The following is a 15,169-nucleotide window of genomic DNA, read 5'->3' on the forward strand; positions in this document are numbered from 1 at the left end:
GGTATTCACATCGCGAAACTCATCAGTAGGGTTGCGACCACTGTAAATGACTGTCGTGAACTTATCTGGACAGGAAATATCAAGGGAGGATGACCTGAATGGATCGTCGTAAGTTTCTAAAAACATCTGCGTTGGGCGGATCGGCAGCTGCCGCAACATCTCTGGCGGCACCAGCCTATGCCCAAGGCAAGCGGACGCTGACCATGGTGACAACATGGGGCAGAGGCGCAGCTGGTGTTTTTGATGCCGCCGCCAAAGCCGGTGAACTTATCACACAGATGTCGGATGGCGATCTTACGATCGACGTAAAGGCCGGTGGCGAGTTGGTTGGCCCGTTCGAAGTGTTCGACGCCGTGACCGCGGGTCAGGCCGACATGTATCACGCAGCCGACTATTACTTCCTCAACCAGTCGCCGGCGTTGGCGTTCTTTACTGCGGTGCCTTTCGGCATGACCGCGACGGAAATGCACAACTGGTGGTATCAGGGCAACGGTATGAAGTTGCACCACGAAGTCGGTGAGATTTTTGGCCTCAAGAGCTTCTTGTGCGGAAACACAGGGTCTCAGATCGGTGGATGGTTCCGCAAGGAAATCAACTCACCGGAAGACTTCCAGGGCTTGAAATTCCGCATGCCGGGAATTGGCGGTCAGGTGCTCGGAAAATTGGGCGCTTCGGTGCAGAACATCCCGGGTGCAGAAACATATCAGGCTTTGGCCTCTGGCGCGATTGACGGAACCGAATGGATCGGACCCTGGGCAGACGAGAAGGCCGGTTTCTTTGAGATCACCAAGATCTACTATACGGTTGCCTTCCACGAGCCCGGTGCGGGCCTGTCGCTTGGCGTCAACAAGGAAGTGTTCGACTCACTGACGCCGGCCCAGCAGGCAATGATCGAAACCGCGGCGGGTTACACCAACGTCTGGAATCTGTCTCAGTACCTGAACAATAACGGCGCGGCCCTTGATCGCCTGAAGGCATCGGGCGTCCAGGTCTATGACTTCCCGGACACCGTTTGGGATGCATTTGGTGCAGCAACCAAAGAAGTATATGAAGAGATGCGTCAGGATGAGCTTTTTGCGAAGATCTATGACGACTACTTTGCTTCGATGCGGGCGTCTGCCGGATGGCTGGAACAGTCAGAAAACGCCTATACCGCTCAGCGCAACCGGGTGATGGGCTAACCTGACACGAAAGATTTCGTTTCCCCTGCTTCGGCAGGGGAAATTCGCCAGTTGCGTATCGGCGATCCGATAAACAGAAAAAAGCCGCGCAACCAAAAAACGACCTGGGGACAACATGCAGGACGAAAACGGTATCTCGTTCTTCGGCGCCCTGTGGAATGGACTGGTTTGGTTCGTTCAAAACATAGCCGAAGCTTTCTTAAATTTCGGATACGCGATCACGCATCCGCAGCTCTGGCTGGACTGGTCGGACAAAGAAGCGATCATGCGCTTTGTTTACTACGGCGGTTCGGTTGAGTTCTTCTTTGTCGTCTTCACCCTTTTCCTGATCCTGACAGCGATAGGCCTTTATTATCGCTCGTTCATGTGGGGAATGGTGCGGGCGCTTGAAGGCTTTGCAAACACAACTGGTCGCTTTTTTGCATGGGCCGGGTTGCTGATGGTGGTTCAGCAAATCGTGATCGTGTTCATGCAGCGGGTCTTCGCGCGTCCCGATATGGCCTTTGGTCTGGGTATTCCGTTCAATCAGGACATCAGCTGGTACTCGGAAGAACTCAAGCTCTACAACGCGATGGTCGTTTGTCTTTGTTGTACCTACACCTTCGTGCAAGGGGGGCATGTGCGTGTGGACCTGATTTATGCCGGGATCAGTCACCGTGCCAAACGTGTCATCGATATGTGTGGCTCAATTGTGTTCATGATGCCGATGGCAGTGCTGACATGGATGTACGGATGGTTTTTCATGTGGCGGCATTTGATTGTTCCTAAGCCCTCGGCCAGCAACTCGCTGGATCAGTTGCTGACCAGATCTAAGGCGCTGCGTTGGAACGTCGAAACCATCGGTTTCAGCCCGAACGGGTTCAACGCTTACTTCCTGTTCAAGATACTTCTGGTGGTTTTCGCGGCCATGGTGTTCCTGCACGCGATTGCATTTCTGTACCGCTCCTATCTGGAATACGTGGAAGGGCCGGAGAGCACCGGAAAATACCTCGACAAGGACAGCCTTGGCGCGGGTGAAGAAGCCTACGAAGGCGCGCATTAGGGACGGAGAACCAGACAATGCTATTCGGACTTGATGGCGTCGAGATAGGCCTCATTATCGTATTTTTCTGCCTTTTCGGAGGCATCCTCTCGGGTTTCCCGGTGGCGTTTGCCATCGGCGGCGCCGGTGTTATTTCCTTCGGAATCATCGCGGCACTGGACAGCGCCGGGTTGCTGATCCATCAGGCGATCGACACAGGATCACAAGCCTACCGCGATCTGGTGAATTCGGGGATCAAACCGGACACCGTATCAGTGTTCCGATACCCCGATTTGCCGAGGATCGCCGAACCGGTCTTTGTGCAGGGCTGGGAAACCGCGCTGGACCGCAACGTTTCCTTCATCGTGAACCGCATGAACGAGCGTGTTCTGGCCGGGCAATCCATCGAAACCCTTTTGGCCGTTTTGATGTTCGTCCTGATGGGTATCACCCTCGAACGCTCGAAGATCGCAAACGACCTGCTGACAACAATGGCGCGCGTCTTTGGCCCGTTGCCGGGTGGTCTGGCCGTGTCGATTGTGGTCGTGGGGGCCTTCCTTGCGGCGTCTACCGGGATCGTGGGGGCGACTGTTGTAACGATGGGCCTGTTGGCTCTGCCGACCATGTTGCGGAACAATTACTCGCCGGAGCTGGCGACAGGTGTGATCGCAGCTTCAGGGACGTTGGGGCAGATCATTCCGCCCTCTATCGTGATCGTTCTGCTTGGCACGCTGGCGGGTGACCTATACTCGGCAGCTCAGGAAACACGGGCAGTTGAGGCGGGCTGCACTGATGCTTTGACCTATTTGGGCGAACCGGCCGTTGTTTCGGTGGGAACGCTGTTCCAGGCTGCACTGCTGCCGGGCATTATGCTTGCTCTGCTTTACGCGCTTTATGCCTTTGGTTACGCGCTTTTGAATCCGGAAAAAGCACCAGCCGTGGAAATCGCCGGAGGTTCGGGGGAGACAATTACGCGGTCAGAAGGCCTGACCTGGTTGTTGGGTGCCCCGGTTGCGTTGATCGTTGGTGCCGTCCTGCTGGGTAACGTGGGTATCATCGGCAGCCAGAACATCTCGGTCTCTGCCTTTTCAGATATTGGGCAAGGGGCATCCTTGCGCACCAACGTGTCTGAAGAGTGTAAGGCGTCGATGATCGAACTGCATGGCCAATCGGCCTGGGATCAGGCCGTGGCCGAGCAGGAAGCGATTGATGCTGCAGGCGGAGTCACAAACGCGGAACGTCTGAGTGAGGAGGAATTGGCCGCCGCGCAGGAGGCCAAGATTGCTGCCGCCCCACCGATTGGAACCGGCGTTGGCGTGCTAGTCGTGCTGCTTGGGTTGTCGCTGATTATGGCGCGGGGCATCGCACCGTCCAGGTCGCCGCAGCCCTTGATTCTGGGCGCAATTGGTTTGCTGCTTATGCTGTTCGTAGATGTGCTGCTGATTGCGCCAACCACGTCGTCCGGCGCGACATTCCTGCTTTTGGCACTTCCGTTTGCGCTTGCGGCATACGGCTGCGCAGAGGCGGCGAAACGCTGTGCAACGAACGATTTGATCCGAGTGGTCTTCCCCCCTCTGGTTCTGATCGTCGCGGTGCTTGGCTCGATCCTCGGCGGAATTACCAACCCGACACCTGCAGCGGCGTTGGGCGCCGGCGGCGCGATCATGCTGGCGGCATACCGAAAACTGCATGATCAGGGACGGTCGGGCAAAGTGATTATCTGGGCTACGTTTGCCGTAATCATCTGCCTTTTGCTGGGAGTGAACTTTGATCTTCGTGTCAATCAGGACAGTGTGGCAGTCGAGACTTGGATTGCGTTCCTATTTGCCTATGCAACCTACCTTTACGCCTTGTTCGGCCTGATCTTTGCCTGCTGGGTGCTGTTCTCTAGCGGTGTTCTGACCCCTGTGGTGCGCGAAACAGCCAAGGTCACATCGATGGTCTTCACCATTCTGATCGGGTCGCAATTGTTGAACCTCGTTGTGATCTCGTTCGGTGGCGAGCACTATATCCAGCAGTTCCTGCGCAGCTTTGACAACGAATTCACGGTCTTCCTGATCGTGATGCTGGTGCTGTTCATTCTGGGATTCGTGCTCGATTTCCTCGAGATCATCTACATCGTGATCCCCATCGTGGGCCCGGTGATCTATGGCGGATCGTTCGATCCGAAATGGGTGACGATCATGGTGGCGGTGAACCTGCAGACATCGTTCCTGACGCCACCTTTCGGGTTTGCGCTGTTCTACCTAAGGGGCGTCGCGCCAAAAGAGGTGACGACCGGGCATATCTATCGCGGCATCATTCCGTTTGTGATCATTCAAGTGGTCGGAATTGCGATCTTGTGGTTCTTCCCGTCGATTGTGACCATTGTTCCGGACCTGATCCCGAACTGACGCGCAAAATCTGACGGAGGCCCCAATGGGGCCTCCGATCTTTCTAGGCTTGCGGGTGGGTCAGGCGTGCAAACTCCTGCTCCGCCTCGTGATCAATCTGGAAATGCGAGGCGTCGATGGTCCCTGCGTCAGGATCATCGAAGACAGTCTTGTCCAGCATCCCGACCTTCTTTCCGACGATGGTGGTCACCACCGCATCCCCGGTCACATTCACAACCGTCCGCATCATATCGAGGATACGGTCGACGGCGAGGATAATGCCAATGCCTTCCAGCGGCATTCCCAGCTGGTTGAGGACCATGGCCAGCATCACGATACCAACACCGGGAACCCCGGCCGTTCCGATTGAAGCCAGAACCGAGATAGAGATCACGGTCAGGTAGCCGCCCAATCCGAGGTCGATGCCATAGACGTTGGCCAAGAACACGGTCGCAACGCCATGCATGATCGCGGTTCCGTCCATGTTGATCGTCGCCCCAAGCGGAATACCGAAGGAGGCTACGGATCGGTCCACCCCAACGCGCTGTGTCACGCACTGCATGCTGGCCGGGATCGTGGCATTCGAGCTGGATGTCGAGAAGGCAAAGACCTGCGCTGCACGCATTTTCCGCAGGAACACGCGCGGGCTTAGTCCGGTAAACAGGTACAACAGCGCCATCAGCGTCACGCATAGGTGGAACACCAAGGTCAGGCTGATCGTGGTCAGGTATCCGATAACCGGTCCGAACAGGCCAAATCCTTCGAGCGCAAAGGTCTTTGCGATCAGGCAGAAGACGCCGATTGGCGCAAAAGCCATGACGATTTCGACGATTTTCATCGCGAGTTCGTTCATGAACTCACAGCCCTGCACAAAGGACTTGGCGCGGCTTCCCATCATCAGAACGGCAATGCCCACAACGATCACATAAAAGATGATCTGCAGCATTTCCCCGTTCGCCAGAGCATGCACTGGGTTCTTGGGCACAATGTTGGCCAAAATCTCCCAGGTCGATTGCGGCGCTGCGACGGTTACGCCATCACCGACTGCCTGCAATCCGCCAAAACCGGTGCCGGGTCCGATGAGATTCGCAAAGATCAATGCCGTCGTGACGGCCAGCGCAGTTGTCGCCAGATAGGTAACAAAAGTCATCCCCCCGACGCGTCCCAACAGCTTGACGTCACCGATACCGACAACGCCACAAAGCAGTGAGAACACGACCAACGGCACAACAAGCATCTGAAGGGCATTCAGGAACATCTGGCCGACCATGGAAAACAATCCATCGACCAGGTTTGTCTGAACAGCGGCGATATCCAGATAGTTCAAAATCAGACCCAAAACCGAGCCCAATGCCAGGGCGATCAAAATCTGAGTCGTCAGATTGGCCGAAACCAATCGGCGTGTGGCTTTTACCATCGCTCCCCCTCCTTCAGTACCCTTGCGACAGGGTGGGGACCTGCCGCAGACACAAAAACAACCACTCCAGAACGATCTGGACCTGATCGCAGGTTTCAAAACTGGAGTGAAAATTCCGAAGTCTGCCTTATTTGGTGACGTTGGGTAACTTTTCAACTGCCTAAAATGTAATCGGTTGCAAAAATATTAACCAAATCGCACTCGGCCTTGAGTGACTTTTGAATATCTTTCTATTTTCAATGCCTTACGTGTTCTTCTAATCCCGGAACTCGATCAGGTCCCACCTGTTTCCGAATGGATCGTTCCAAACAGCGACGGTTCCATAGGGCTCATGTCGTGCGGGCTCTTCGAACGCGACACCGGCTTCAAGCATCGCGGAGTGGTCACGGTTGAAATCATCGGTTTCAAGAAAGAACCCGACACGCCCGCCTGTCTGATTGCCGATCGCAGCCGCTTGCCTGTCACCATCGGCTTTGGCAAGTAAAAGCGAGCCGCTCTTGGCACCTGGTGGCGCCACGCGAACCCACCTTTTTCCATCACCAAGGTCAAGGTCTTGCAAGAGCTTGAAATTCAGGACTTTTGTGTAGAATGCGATGGCTTTGTCATAGTCGGGAATGACAAGCGTGACCGCGTGCAAGTTCTGCCGCATCTCTTATCCCTTGGTCGGGTGACGGTCCGGCAGCTGAATGTTTGCGACTTGCTCGGCAATGGGTGGCGAAGACAGCGGGTGATGCGCCGTGTCGTCAAACTTGCTGGGGTCTTTTACGGCTTGCCAGACCCCGCCCATATAGGCCTGAAAACCAGAAAACTTGGCCTTGTAACCCATTTTAGGGCTGCCTGGGACCCAATACCCCAGATAGACGAAGGGCAGGCCGGCCTCGCGCGCGATCTCGATATGATCAAGGATCATATAGGTGCCCAACGAGTCCTGCTGTTTCAGCGGGTCATAGAAAGAATAAACCATGCTGAGGCCGTCATCCAAAACATCCGTCAGGCTGACAGCGATCAAATCGTCGGTTTCGGGGTCGGCGTATTCCACGACGCGACTGCGGATCGGGGTTTCTTCGATCATCGCGGCGAATTCGAACACATCCATGTCGGCCATGCCGCCGTCTGCGTGACGCGCGTCCAGATATTTGCGAAACAGGTCAAACTGTTCGTCGGTGGCCCAGGGCGATGTGGCCCGCCGTTTCAGGTAGGAATTGCGCCGCAACACGCGCTTTTGGCTTTTGCCCGGGCGAAAAGCAGTCACGTCTATGCGCGCAGACAAACATGCGGAACAATCGGTGCAAGACGGCCGGTACAGGACGTTTTGCGAGCGCCTAAACCCTTGCTGAGACAGGCTGTTGTTCAATTGATCCGCGCCTTCACCCTGCAACGCAGTGAACAATTTACGCTCCATCCTGCCCTCAAGATAAGGGCAGGGTTGGGGTGCCGTCACATAGAATTGTGGCGCGATAGGCAGCGTGTGTCGCATGAAGGTTCCGATTTTCCCGTTGCCGGATGATAGCAACGGTTTTGGGGCCCGCCAAGTGATTCACGCAACGTTGGTTTCAGGCGCGCTGGTTCATCATGACGGTTCCCAGGAAGGCATCGGTCAGACCCTGGCACCGCGCACTTGTCAGCATCATCACGACCGAGATGATCTGGATAACCGGAAAGGCCATGCTGACGAAATAACCGGCGGTGTGCGCCACGGCTTTGCCCATGTCCATACGCTCACCAAACGAATCCCGCAGCTCGATGCCCATAAAGCGCATGCCCAAAGTGGCCGAGCCGTTTGCGATCGTGACAACGCGGTAGACGAAGCTGACCACGGCGTAAATCAATGCGAGAATGAAGAAACCCATGCCAAACGTCAGCAGGATGGCAACGGTGCAAAGCAGCGAAATAAAGGCGATGTCAAACAGCCAGGCAATGAACCGCTTGGTTGCGACGGATTGGTAGAATTCTGGCTGACTGTCTGGGTCGGGCAGGTGGGTCATTTCTGGTTTTTTCCGGGTAACAAACTGGGGTTACCCTGTCCCGAAAGGCGGAACAGGGCAAGTCTGGATCAGGCGCGTTCGCCGTTTTCCGCTTCGTCGTGGTTTTCGCGGGCGCGTTCGTCCATGAATTGGTCGAACTCGGCCTTGTCTTTTGCCTCACGCAGACGGTGCAGGAACGCTTCAAAGTCTTTTTGCTCGCGCTCCAGACGGGCCAGCGTGTCTGCCTTGTAGGCGTCAAACGCGCTGTTGCCCGAAGGCTTCATTGCGCTCATGTGGCTGTTCCAGGATTTGCGGCGACCGCAGGATTTGCTGAACATACGTTTGCTCCAGATCATGTAAGCCAAAAAGGCGAGGCCGATGGGCCAGAAGAAGATAAAGCCAAGGACCATGGCGGCGATCCATGCCCCTTTGCCTTTGCTGTCCAGCCAGGCTTCGGCACGATATAGCCATCCCGGATTTTCAGGGACGGCGGTGTCGGACAATGCGGTCATTTTTTGGTCTCCGGGTTGATGTAAAAACTGTTTACATTCCCTAGATGGGTCAGCGTTGGCCTCGTTGCAAGGGGTCAATGTGAAAAAGATTTACATCACGTTTGATCCGGTCTGAGTGGTTGACGTCCCGCGGGAACGGGCGCACTTTCCGATCATGCAAAATACTGAAAACAAGCCATCTCCGACGCTCGACGAAATCCTCTCGCTGGAAAAGCAGGTTTGGGACGCTTTGGTCGAGGGCGATGCGCAGGCAGACCGTGCATTGCTGGGACCGGACTTCCTGGGTGTTTATCCAACCGGATTTGCCAATCGCGACGACCATGTCGGTCAGTTCGCCGACGCCCCGACAATGGCGAAATACGATTTGAGCGAGGCAAAACTGCGCGTGCTGACCAGTGACATCGTTTTGCTGTCCTACCGCGCCGATTACCAACGCCCCGGGTCAGATATCACGCAGACCATGTTCATCTCGTCGCTGTGGGAACGGCGGAACGATGTTTGGATCAACAGTTTTAGTCAGGACACCCCGTTGGAAGGTCAATGAGTGCGCCCCTGTCCATTCAGCGGCTGCCATGCGCCTTTGATGCCTCGCTGGGTGCCGAAACATGCGCGCTAATTGGTGATCTGACGTCTGAACACTCCGATTTGATTGCCGGGACCGCAGGATCCAGCCCATACCTGAAAGGGTTGATCGAGCGCGAGAAAGAGTGGTTGCCCGAAGCGATTCAAAACCCTGACAGTGCTCTGGTCGACGTGATGAACGCGGCCCGTGCCCTGCCGCCGGATCGGCTAAAGCCCGGATTGCGGATGGCCAAAAGGCGCGTGGCCCTTCTGACCGCTCTGGCTGATCTGGCCGGTGCATGGCCCTTGGAGCGAGTGACAGCCGCCCTGACCGATTTTGGCGCTTTGGCTGTGGATGTGGCCGCAAAAGCCGAGATCGAAGTTTTGATACGCCGCGGCAAGCTGCCGGGTATGGAACCCGATGACGTGGAAACCGCCGCTGGCCTGGTCATTCTTGCGATGGGAAAGATGGGCGCACACGAGCTGAACTACAGCTCTGACATAGATCTAATCGTCCTGTTCGACGAAACGCGTTTTGACCCGGATGACTTCTATGACGCGCGGCATGGCATGGTGCGTGCGACGCGAAATTTCTGCGCGACTCTCAGCGACAAAACAGCAGACGGCTACGTTTTTCGAACCGATCTTCGCTTGCGCCCTGACCCGGCGGTGACACCGGTTTGCATGGCGATGGAGGCGGCCGAACGGTATTACGAAAGCCTCGGCCGAACGTGGGAGAGGGCCGCGTATATCAAGGCGCGCCCTTGCGCGGGTGATATCGCAGCGGGTGACAGGTTTCTGGAGGCCTTGCGACCCTTTGTCTGGCGCCGTCATCTGGATTTTGCCGCGATCCAGGATGCTCATGACATGCGCCTTCGCATACGCGAGAACAAAGGCACCGGTGGCACGTTGGCGATCCCGGGGCATGACATGAAGCTGGGGCAGGGCGGTATCCGAGAGATCGAGTTTTTCACCCAGACGCGGCAACTGATCGCGGGCGGGCGTGACCCCGATTTGCGCCAACGCGGGACCGTGCCGGGTTTGTCGGCCCTGGCCACCAAAGGTTGGGTGCCACAGGATGTTGCAGACAGGCTGACCGATCACTACCGCGCGCATCGCGAGGTCGAACACAGGATTCAGATGGTCCACGATGCGCAAACCCACAAGGTGCCGCAATCCGAGGATGGAATTGAACGCGTCGCCTGCCTGATGGGTATCAGCAGCGCCGATCTTACCGCGGGTCTTACGCGCCGATTGACCGAAGTGCATGCGTTGACCGAAGGGTTCTTTGCGCCCGGCCAGACTGTCCCGGCCCCCAAAGCGCAAGAAGTCGAATTCGACAAGAGTATCCTGGCCCGCTGGCCCACCTATCCCGCACTGCGGTCGCAAAGGGCGCGGCGCATTTTTGAGCGTTTGCGGCCAGAATTGCTTTCGCGTCTGGCTAAAACGGCGAAACCGGCTGAGGCTTTGCTGGCTCTTGACGGGTTTCTTGCAGGGCTGCCTGCAGGCGTGCAATTGTTTTCCCTGTTCGAGGCCAATCCGCAATTGATCGATCTTTTGATTGATATCGTCGGAACCTCGCACGCTTTGGCGTCGCACCTGTCTCGCAATGCGTCGGTCTTCGATGCCGTGATTGGCGGCAGTTTCTTTGTCGATTGGCCCGGGCGCGAAACCTTGCAAGGCGAGTTGACTGCGGTTCTGGAAGCAGAAAATGACTACGAGTCCCAATTAGATCTTGCACGGCGATGGTGCAAAGAGTGGCACTTTCGTATTGGCGTCCACCACCTGCGGGGTCTGATTGATGGCACTGAGGCAGGGCGGCAGTATGCGGATCTGGCGCAGGCCGTTATCGCAGCCATCCTGCCCTGCGTCGCGGCCCAGTTCGCCGAAAAACATGGACCTGCGCCGGGGCGCGGCGCAGCGGTTTTGGGCATGGGATCACTGGGGGCAGGGCGGATCAATTCCCAGTCCGATCTGGACGTCATCGTCATCTATGATCCGCAAGATCAGGACATGTCGGATGGCCCGCGCCCTCTCGCCACGCGCACGTATTACGCACGTTTCACTCAGGCTCTTATCACTGCATTGACTGCACCCATGTCGCAAGGGCGGCTCTACGAGGTCGACATGCGCCTGCGTCCGTCGGGCAATCAGGGGCCCGTGGCGACCAGTTGGGCCAGCTTCACGAACTACCAGCAGAACGAGGCCTGGGTCTGGGAACATCTGGCCCTGACCCGCGCTCTGGTCGTTGCCGGCGATCCCGGCTTGGCGTCGGATATCGAAGCGTTTCGTGCCAAATTCCTGTCTCGCCAACGCGTTCGTGGCAATGTTCTGCGCGAAGTGGCTGACATGCGCGACCGGCTGGCCGCTGCGAAATCTCCTGCCGGTATCTGGGACGCCAAGAACGGACCGGGTCGGATGATGGATATCGAACTGATCGCGGAAACCGGCGCCCTGCTGTCAGGAACGGTGCGGCGTGATGTTCACGCGGGCCTCGACGGTGCCGTCGCTGTCGGTCTGTTGAATGTCGCGCAAGGGCAGACACTCAAAGAGTGCTACGATCTATGCTGGGCCGTGCAATGTGCAGCGCGTCTGCTGTCCGGTAAAGTGATCGAGGCGGACAAGATCGGGGAAGGGGGGGCGGCGTTTCTGTGCCGCGCAACCGGGTTTGACAAAGTCCACGATCTTCAGGCGGCATTGGCAGACACATACGCAACCGCCGGAGCTTTGATCGCGGCGGTGGTCGAGGAGGGCAAAAATGGCGCGCAGTGACGATCCGAACGATCCCAAGGGCTTGATCCGCGAGGCATATCGCATCGACGGCATCGCCTTGCCCGAATGCCGCAGCATTTTTCTTGACTGGGCGTTGGGCTTTCCGCCCGACCGCGATCAACAAGAGGCTCTCACGGTCCTGCACTCCGCCTATTCAGCTCAATACTCCGAACATCCGATGACACAGGTTTTGCGCGAAGGGTTGGAAACCGCCCAAGCGCCAAAGCGGCGCGGCGGCTGGCGCAGTCGCGCCCGGTAAGAGGGGCTTTCCCCAAGGCGCTTTCCTGATTAAGAGGGCGCAATGACACAGACCGCCGATCGTCCCCGTATCCGCCTGAAACCCAAAGCCAATGCGCGTGGCCTGCGTCACGGCTTTCCCTGGGTCTATGCCAACGACATCGTGACCGACCGCCGCACGCGCAAGATCGAACCGGGCGCTTTGGCTGTGCTGGAGGACGACAAGCGCAGCCCGATCGCCCTGGTTGCGGTCAATCCGAATTCAAAAATCATGTGCCGGGTGCTGGACCGTGACCTGAACACCGAGTTGACCCCAGACTGGTTCGAGGACCGCATTCGCGGGGCGCATGAGATGCGCAATCAGCTGTTTGACGCGCCTTACTACCGTCTGGTTCACGCCGAGGCAGACGGGTTTCCCGGTGTCATTGTTGATCGGTTCGGCGAGGTCTGCGTGATCCAACCGAACGCGGCTTGGGCGGAAAAGCACCTTGAGGTGTTGACTGACGCCTTGGTGACAGTGACCGGGGTGCAAACCGTACTGAAAAATGCCGCCGGGCGCACACGCGGGCTTGAAGGTCTCGATGACATCAGCCTGACCCTTCGCGGTGCGGCACCCGATGCACCGGTGCCGGTGCCGATGAATGGCGCAACCTTTATGGCGGACCTGACCGGTGGGCAAAAGACCGGGCTTTTCTATGACCAAAGACCGAACCATGCATTTGCGGCGCGTCTGGTCAAACCCGGCGCGCGGGTTCTGGACGTCTTCAGCCATGTCGGCGGCTTCAGCCTGGCGATGCTGGCGGGCGGGGCGGGGCAAGCGCTCGCAGTCGATGGTTCCGCTGCAGCATTGGATCTGGCTGCGCAAGGGGCGGCGCTTTCGGGCTTTGACGACCGCTTCCAAAGCCGGCAAGGCGATGCGTTTGATGCCCTGACACAATTGAATGAAGAGGGCGCGCAATTCGATGTCGTCATTTGCGATCCGCCCGCGTTTGCGCCATCAAGACAGGCGCTTGATGCCGGTTTGCGGGCCTATGAACGCATTGCCCGACTGGCGGCACCTCTGGTCGGACAGGGCGGATATCTGGGGCTCTGTTCTTGCTCGCATGCGGCCGATCTTGGCCGGTTCCGCGATGCATCCGCGCGTGGTATCGGGCGCGCCGGTCGGCAAGCTCAGGTCATCTACACCGGTTTTGCGGGGCCGGATCATCCTCAACTGCCGCAACTGGCGGAAAGCGGTTACCTCAAGGCCTTGTTTTTCCGGCTATGAAGGCGGTTCTGGACACCTGCGTCATTTATCCAACAGTGATGCGCGAGATGCTGCTCGGGGCCGCCAAACTGGGGCATTTCACCCCGGTCTGGTCGGCGCGCATTCTCGAAGAATGGGCGCGCGCGGCCCGCAAGATCGGCCCGGACGGCGAGGCCCAGGCGCGGGCCGAGATTGCCCTGACCCGTTCAAATTGGCCAAACGCCATTCAACCGCCCGCCCTGGGCCTTGAACAGCGGCTATGGTTGCCGGACACTGCAGACATCCATGTCTTGGCCACCGCCGTGGCGAGTTCGGCGGACGTAATCGTCACAGTCAATGCAAAAGACTTTCCCAAGAACATTCTGGCAGAAGAAGGGGTTGAGCGGCGCGACCCCGATGCATTTTTGCTTGGGTTCTTTCTTGACGACGCAGATGGCATCACCGAAATCGCCGTCAATGTCTTGTCAGAAGCCAATCGTCTGTCGGGCGCGCACTGGACCATGCGCGCTCTGATGAAAAAGGCCCGCCTTCCGCGATTGGGCAAAGCCTTGTCCAACTGAAGGCGGATCCCTTCATCTGGCCAAAAATATCCCGGGGAGCGCGAGGGGCTGGCCCCTCGCTGTGCGGACCTATCCGCTCGTCCCCCAGCGCCGCTCCAGGGCTTCCAGTGCCGCGATCCGTTCGTTGGTTTTGGGGTGGCTCATGAGCCAGGCCGGTACAACACCCGCGCGCTGTTGCGTCAGGTCTTCCAGTTTGTGAAACAACGATTTCTGAGGCCCAATTCCAATCCCGGCCTTGGTCAGCAGGGCCGCGGCATATTCATCCGCCTCGTATTCATCCCCGCGCGACAGTCGCGAGGCGAGCAGTGCAGTCAGCGCATTTGCAATCCAGGCGCCGATAAAGGGAATGAACCGGCTGAGCAGCATCATGAGGGCTGCGCGCATCGCATTCTGGCCCGAGAAGTCAATCATGCGACGGCGTGCGTGACCCAGAGCGACGTGACCCAACTCATGCGCGATCACGCTGGCCATTTCTTCTGCGGACACATCGCCATTTCTGAACTTGCGGTAAAATCCGCGCGTAATGAAAATCCGACCATCCGGCGCGGCCAGTCCGTTCACCGGGTCGATTTCATAGATGTAGACGGGCACACGGTCGATCTCCAACGCTGCGGCCAAGCGGTCGGTCATACGTTTTAACACGGGATCGGCAAGTTCGGTGGATTTTGCATCCAGCTCTCGGTGCGTCCGCCAGACCGAGATCCGGTACATTGCAAGAGCATAGACAACGGCCAGCAGGATCGGGGCGATACGAAGCATAATCTAGATATGGTCGGTTTTGGCCAAATCGCAAGCTGGATTGCCGCCAATTTTAGAAGGCGTTTCATCCGAACAGCCATAACCCTTGGTCGGAACGGCATTCACCTTGGCATTTACAGCAGCGGGTCGCGGATTGCCGCGACCCAACACGTTTCAGGACTGTGTGCAGGTGCCGCGGTCATGAGTTTGCGTCGTGCTTTTCACCATCATGTTGTACTTCAGACTCTCATAGTTCATGACAAACGTAACGACGGTTTCATCTTTGATCAGCACGTAGGTCATCGATTCTCCGGCCGGATAGATATCTGCTTCGCCTTCGATTGTGGGGGTCGTGATATGCCCTTTGTCTGTGCCGGCGGTTCGCGCCAGTGTGACCGTGCTTCCGTCCAGTTCCGACACGCAATTGACGGTGAATTCGTCTACCTCAAGCGCAGAGGTGGCATGGCTTGCAAGAGGCGCAAGGGTGGAAACAGCGATCAGCGATAGGCGTTGCAGCAGCATGTAAGTCGTCCAGGTTTTGCAGTGGTTTAGGGGGTTTAACCTGCCCCATTCGGGGCAGCGGGGGTC

Annotated in this window: 15 protein-coding genes; 8 read left to right on the top strand and 7 right to left on the bottom strand. The window is 57.5% G+C overall.

Annotated features, from left to right (window positions below; all coding sequences use genetic code 11):
• The first annotated feature begins 98 nt into the window (after positions 1-98).
• The 3 genes from RA28_RS14055 to RA28_RS14065 all read left to right on the top strand — a co-directional run bounded on the left by RA28_RS14055 (position 99) and on the right by RA28_RS14065 (position 4,595).
• The gene (locus tag RA28_RS14055; RefSeq protein ID WP_039530041.1) at positions 99-1,181 is read left to right on the top strand and encodes a TRAP transporter substrate-binding protein; all 1,083 of its coding nucleotides are present in this window, start codon (positions 99-101) and stop codon (positions 1,179-1,181) included.
• Positions 1,182-1,296: 115 nt separating this feature from the next.
• The gene (locus tag RA28_RS14060) at positions 1,297-2,223 is read left to right on the top strand and encodes a TRAP transporter small permease subunit (RefSeq protein ID WP_039530045.1); all 927 of its coding nucleotides are present in this window, start codon (positions 1,297-1,299) and stop codon (positions 2,221-2,223) included.
• Between the two features lie 17 nt (positions 2,224-2,240).
• Positions 2,241-4,595 carry a TRAP transporter large permease subunit gene (locus tag RA28_RS14065; protein ID WP_039530048.1) on the top strand — a complete coding sequence of 785 codons (2,355 nt, stop codon included), beginning with the start codon at positions 2,241-2,243 and terminating at the stop codon, positions 4,593-4,595.
• A gap of 43 nt (positions 4,596-4,638) precedes the next feature.
• Here RA28_RS14065 and RA28_RS14070 read toward each other — a convergent pair whose 3' ends face one another.
• The 5 genes from RA28_RS14070 to RA28_RS14090 all read right to left on the bottom strand — a co-directional run bounded on the left by RA28_RS14070 (position 4,639) and on the right by RA28_RS14090 (position 8,467).
• Positions 4,639-5,991 carry a dicarboxylate/amino acid:cation symporter gene (locus RA28_RS14070; RefSeq protein ID WP_039530050.1) on the bottom strand — a complete coding sequence of 451 codons (1,353 nt, stop codon included), beginning with the start codon at positions 5,989-5,991 and terminating at the stop codon, positions 4,639-4,641.
• 256 nt (positions 5,992-6,247) lie between these two features.
• Entirely contained in the window at positions 6,248-6,640 is a 393-nt protein-coding gene (locus RA28_RS14075; RefSeq protein ID WP_039530052.1) for a VOC family protein, read from the bottom strand.
• Between the two features lie 3 nt (positions 6,641-6,643).
• Positions 6,644-7,468, bottom strand: coding sequence for an arginyltransferase (locus tag RA28_RS14080; RefSeq protein WP_039530055.1), 825 nt, complete (start codon positions 7,466-7,468; stop codon positions 6,644-6,646).
• Positions 7,469-7,544: 76 nt separating this feature from the next.
• A complete protein-coding gene (locus RA28_RS14085) occupies positions 7,545-7,976 on the bottom strand; it encodes an RDD family protein (RefSeq protein ID WP_039530057.1) in 432 nt (143 codons plus the stop codon).
• 68 nt (positions 7,977-8,044) lie between these two features.
• The gene (locus RA28_RS14090) at positions 8,045-8,467 is read right to left on the bottom strand and encodes a DUF2852 domain-containing protein (protein WP_039530060.1); all 423 of its coding nucleotides are present in this window, start codon (positions 8,465-8,467) and stop codon (positions 8,045-8,047) included.
• Positions 8,468-8,621: 154 nt separating this feature from the next.
• On the opposite strand from RA28_RS14090, the gene RA28_RS14095 reads away from it, so the two are divergent.
• The 5 genes from RA28_RS14095 to RA28_RS14115 are packed head-to-tail and all read left to right on the top strand — an operon-like array spanning position 8,622 to position 13,843.
• Entirely contained in the window at positions 8,622-9,011 is a 390-nt protein-coding gene (locus tag RA28_RS14095; protein WP_039531599.1) for a nuclear transport factor 2 family protein, read from the top strand.
• Positions 9,008-11,800 (top strand): bifunctional [glutamine synthetase] adenylyltransferase/[glutamine synthetase]-adenylyl-L-tyrosine phosphorylase, encoded by a 2,793-nt coding sequence (locus RA28_RS14100; protein ID WP_039530062.1) that lies wholly within the window; start codon positions 9,008-9,010, stop codon positions 11,798-11,800. Before RA28_RS14095 ends, RA28_RS14100 begins: the two co-directional genes overlap by 4 nt.
• On the top strand, positions 11,787-12,059 hold the full coding sequence (locus RA28_RS14105; RefSeq protein ID WP_039530066.1) for a hypothetical protein: 273 nt from the start codon (positions 11,787-11,789) through the stop codon (positions 12,057-12,059). The genes RA28_RS14100 and RA28_RS14105 overlap by 14 nt, the downstream gene beginning before the upstream one ends.
• 42 nt (positions 12,060-12,101) lie before the next feature.
• Positions 12,102-13,304 carry an RSP_2647 family RNA methyltransferase gene (locus RA28_RS14110; protein ID WP_039530069.1) on the top strand — a complete coding sequence of 401 codons (1,203 nt, stop codon included), beginning with the start codon at positions 12,102-12,104 and terminating at the stop codon, positions 13,302-13,304.
• Positions 13,301-13,843, top strand: coding sequence for an RSP_2648 family PIN domain-containing protein (locus tag RA28_RS14115; RefSeq protein WP_039530072.1), 543 nt, complete (start codon positions 13,301-13,303; stop codon positions 13,841-13,843). Before RA28_RS14110 ends, RA28_RS14115 begins: the two co-directional genes overlap by 4 nt.
• 69 nt (positions 13,844-13,912) lie before the next feature.
• Here RA28_RS14115 and RA28_RS14120 read toward each other — a convergent pair whose 3' ends face one another.
• Entirely contained in the window at positions 13,913-14,602 is a 690-nt protein-coding gene (locus RA28_RS14120; protein ID WP_039530075.1) for a M48 family metallopeptidase, read from the bottom strand.
• A 153-nt stretch (positions 14,603-14,755) separates the two neighbouring features.
• On the bottom strand, positions 14,756-15,103 hold the full coding sequence (locus tag RA28_RS14125) for a hypothetical protein (RefSeq protein ID WP_039530077.1): 348 nt from the start codon (positions 15,101-15,103) through the stop codon (positions 14,756-14,758).
• Positions 15,104-15,169 lie beyond the last annotated feature (66 nt).

This window comes from Ruegeria sp. ANG-S4, assembly GCF_000814005.1.
Classification (GTDB): Bacteria; Pseudomonadota; Alphaproteobacteria; order Rhodobacterales; family Rhodobacteraceae; genus Ruegeria.

What these genes read in the sequence shown, in the direction of transcription:
- RA28_RS14055 (WP_039530041.1), top strand. Translation starts at nt 99, where the DNA reads ATGGATCGTCGTAAGTTTCTAAAAACATCTGCGTTGGGCGGATCGGCA.
- RA28_RS14060 (WP_039530045.1), top strand. Translation starts at nt 1,297, where the DNA reads ATGCAGGACGAAAACGGTATCTCGTTCTTCGGCGCCCTGTGGAATGGA.
- RA28_RS14065 (WP_039530048.1), top strand. Translation starts at nt 2,241, where the DNA reads ATGCTATTCGGACTTGATGGCGTCGAGATAGGCCTCATTATCGTATTT.
- RA28_RS14070 (WP_039530050.1), bottom strand. Translation starts at nt 5,991, where the DNA reads ATGGTAAAAGCCACACGCCGATTGGTTTCGGCCAATCTGACGACTCAG.
- RA28_RS14075 (WP_039530052.1), bottom strand. Translation starts at nt 6,640, where the DNA reads ATGCGGCAGAACTTGCACGCGGTCACGCTTGTCATTCCCGACTATGAC.
- RA28_RS14080 (WP_039530055.1), bottom strand. Translation starts at nt 7,468, where the DNA reads ATGCGACACACGCTGCCTATCGCGCCACAATTCTATGTGACGGCACCC.
- RA28_RS14085 (WP_039530057.1), bottom strand. Translation starts at nt 7,976, where the DNA reads ATGACCCACCTGCCCGACCCAGACAGTCAGCCAGAATTCTACCAATCC.
- RA28_RS14090 (WP_039530060.1), bottom strand. Translation starts at nt 8,467, where the DNA reads ATGACCGCATTGTCCGACACCGCCGTCCCTGAAAATCCGGGATGGCTA.
- RA28_RS14095 (WP_039531599.1), top strand. Translation starts at nt 8,622, where the DNA reads ATGCAAAATACTGAAAACAAGCCATCTCCGACGCTCGACGAAATCCTC.
- RA28_RS14100 (WP_039530062.1), top strand. Translation starts at nt 9,008, where the DNA reads ATGAGTGCGCCCCTGTCCATTCAGCGGCTGCCATGCGCCTTTGATGCC.
- RA28_RS14105 (WP_039530066.1), top strand. Translation starts at nt 11,787, where the DNA reads ATGGCGCGCAGTGACGATCCGAACGATCCCAAGGGCTTGATCCGCGAG.
- RA28_RS14110 (WP_039530069.1), top strand. Translation starts at nt 12,102, where the DNA reads ATGACACAGACCGCCGATCGTCCCCGTATCCGCCTGAAACCCAAAGCC.
- RA28_RS14115 (WP_039530072.1), top strand. Translation starts at nt 13,301, where the DNA reads ATGAAGGCGGTTCTGGACACCTGCGTCATTTATCCAACAGTGATGCGC.
- RA28_RS14120 (WP_039530075.1), bottom strand. Translation starts at nt 14,602, where the DNA reads ATGCTTCGTATCGCCCCGATCCTGCTGGCCGTTGTCTATGCTCTTGCA.
- RA28_RS14125 (WP_039530077.1), bottom strand. Translation starts at nt 15,103, where the DNA reads ATGCTGCTGCAACGCCTATCGCTGATCGCTGTTTCCACCCTTGCGCCT.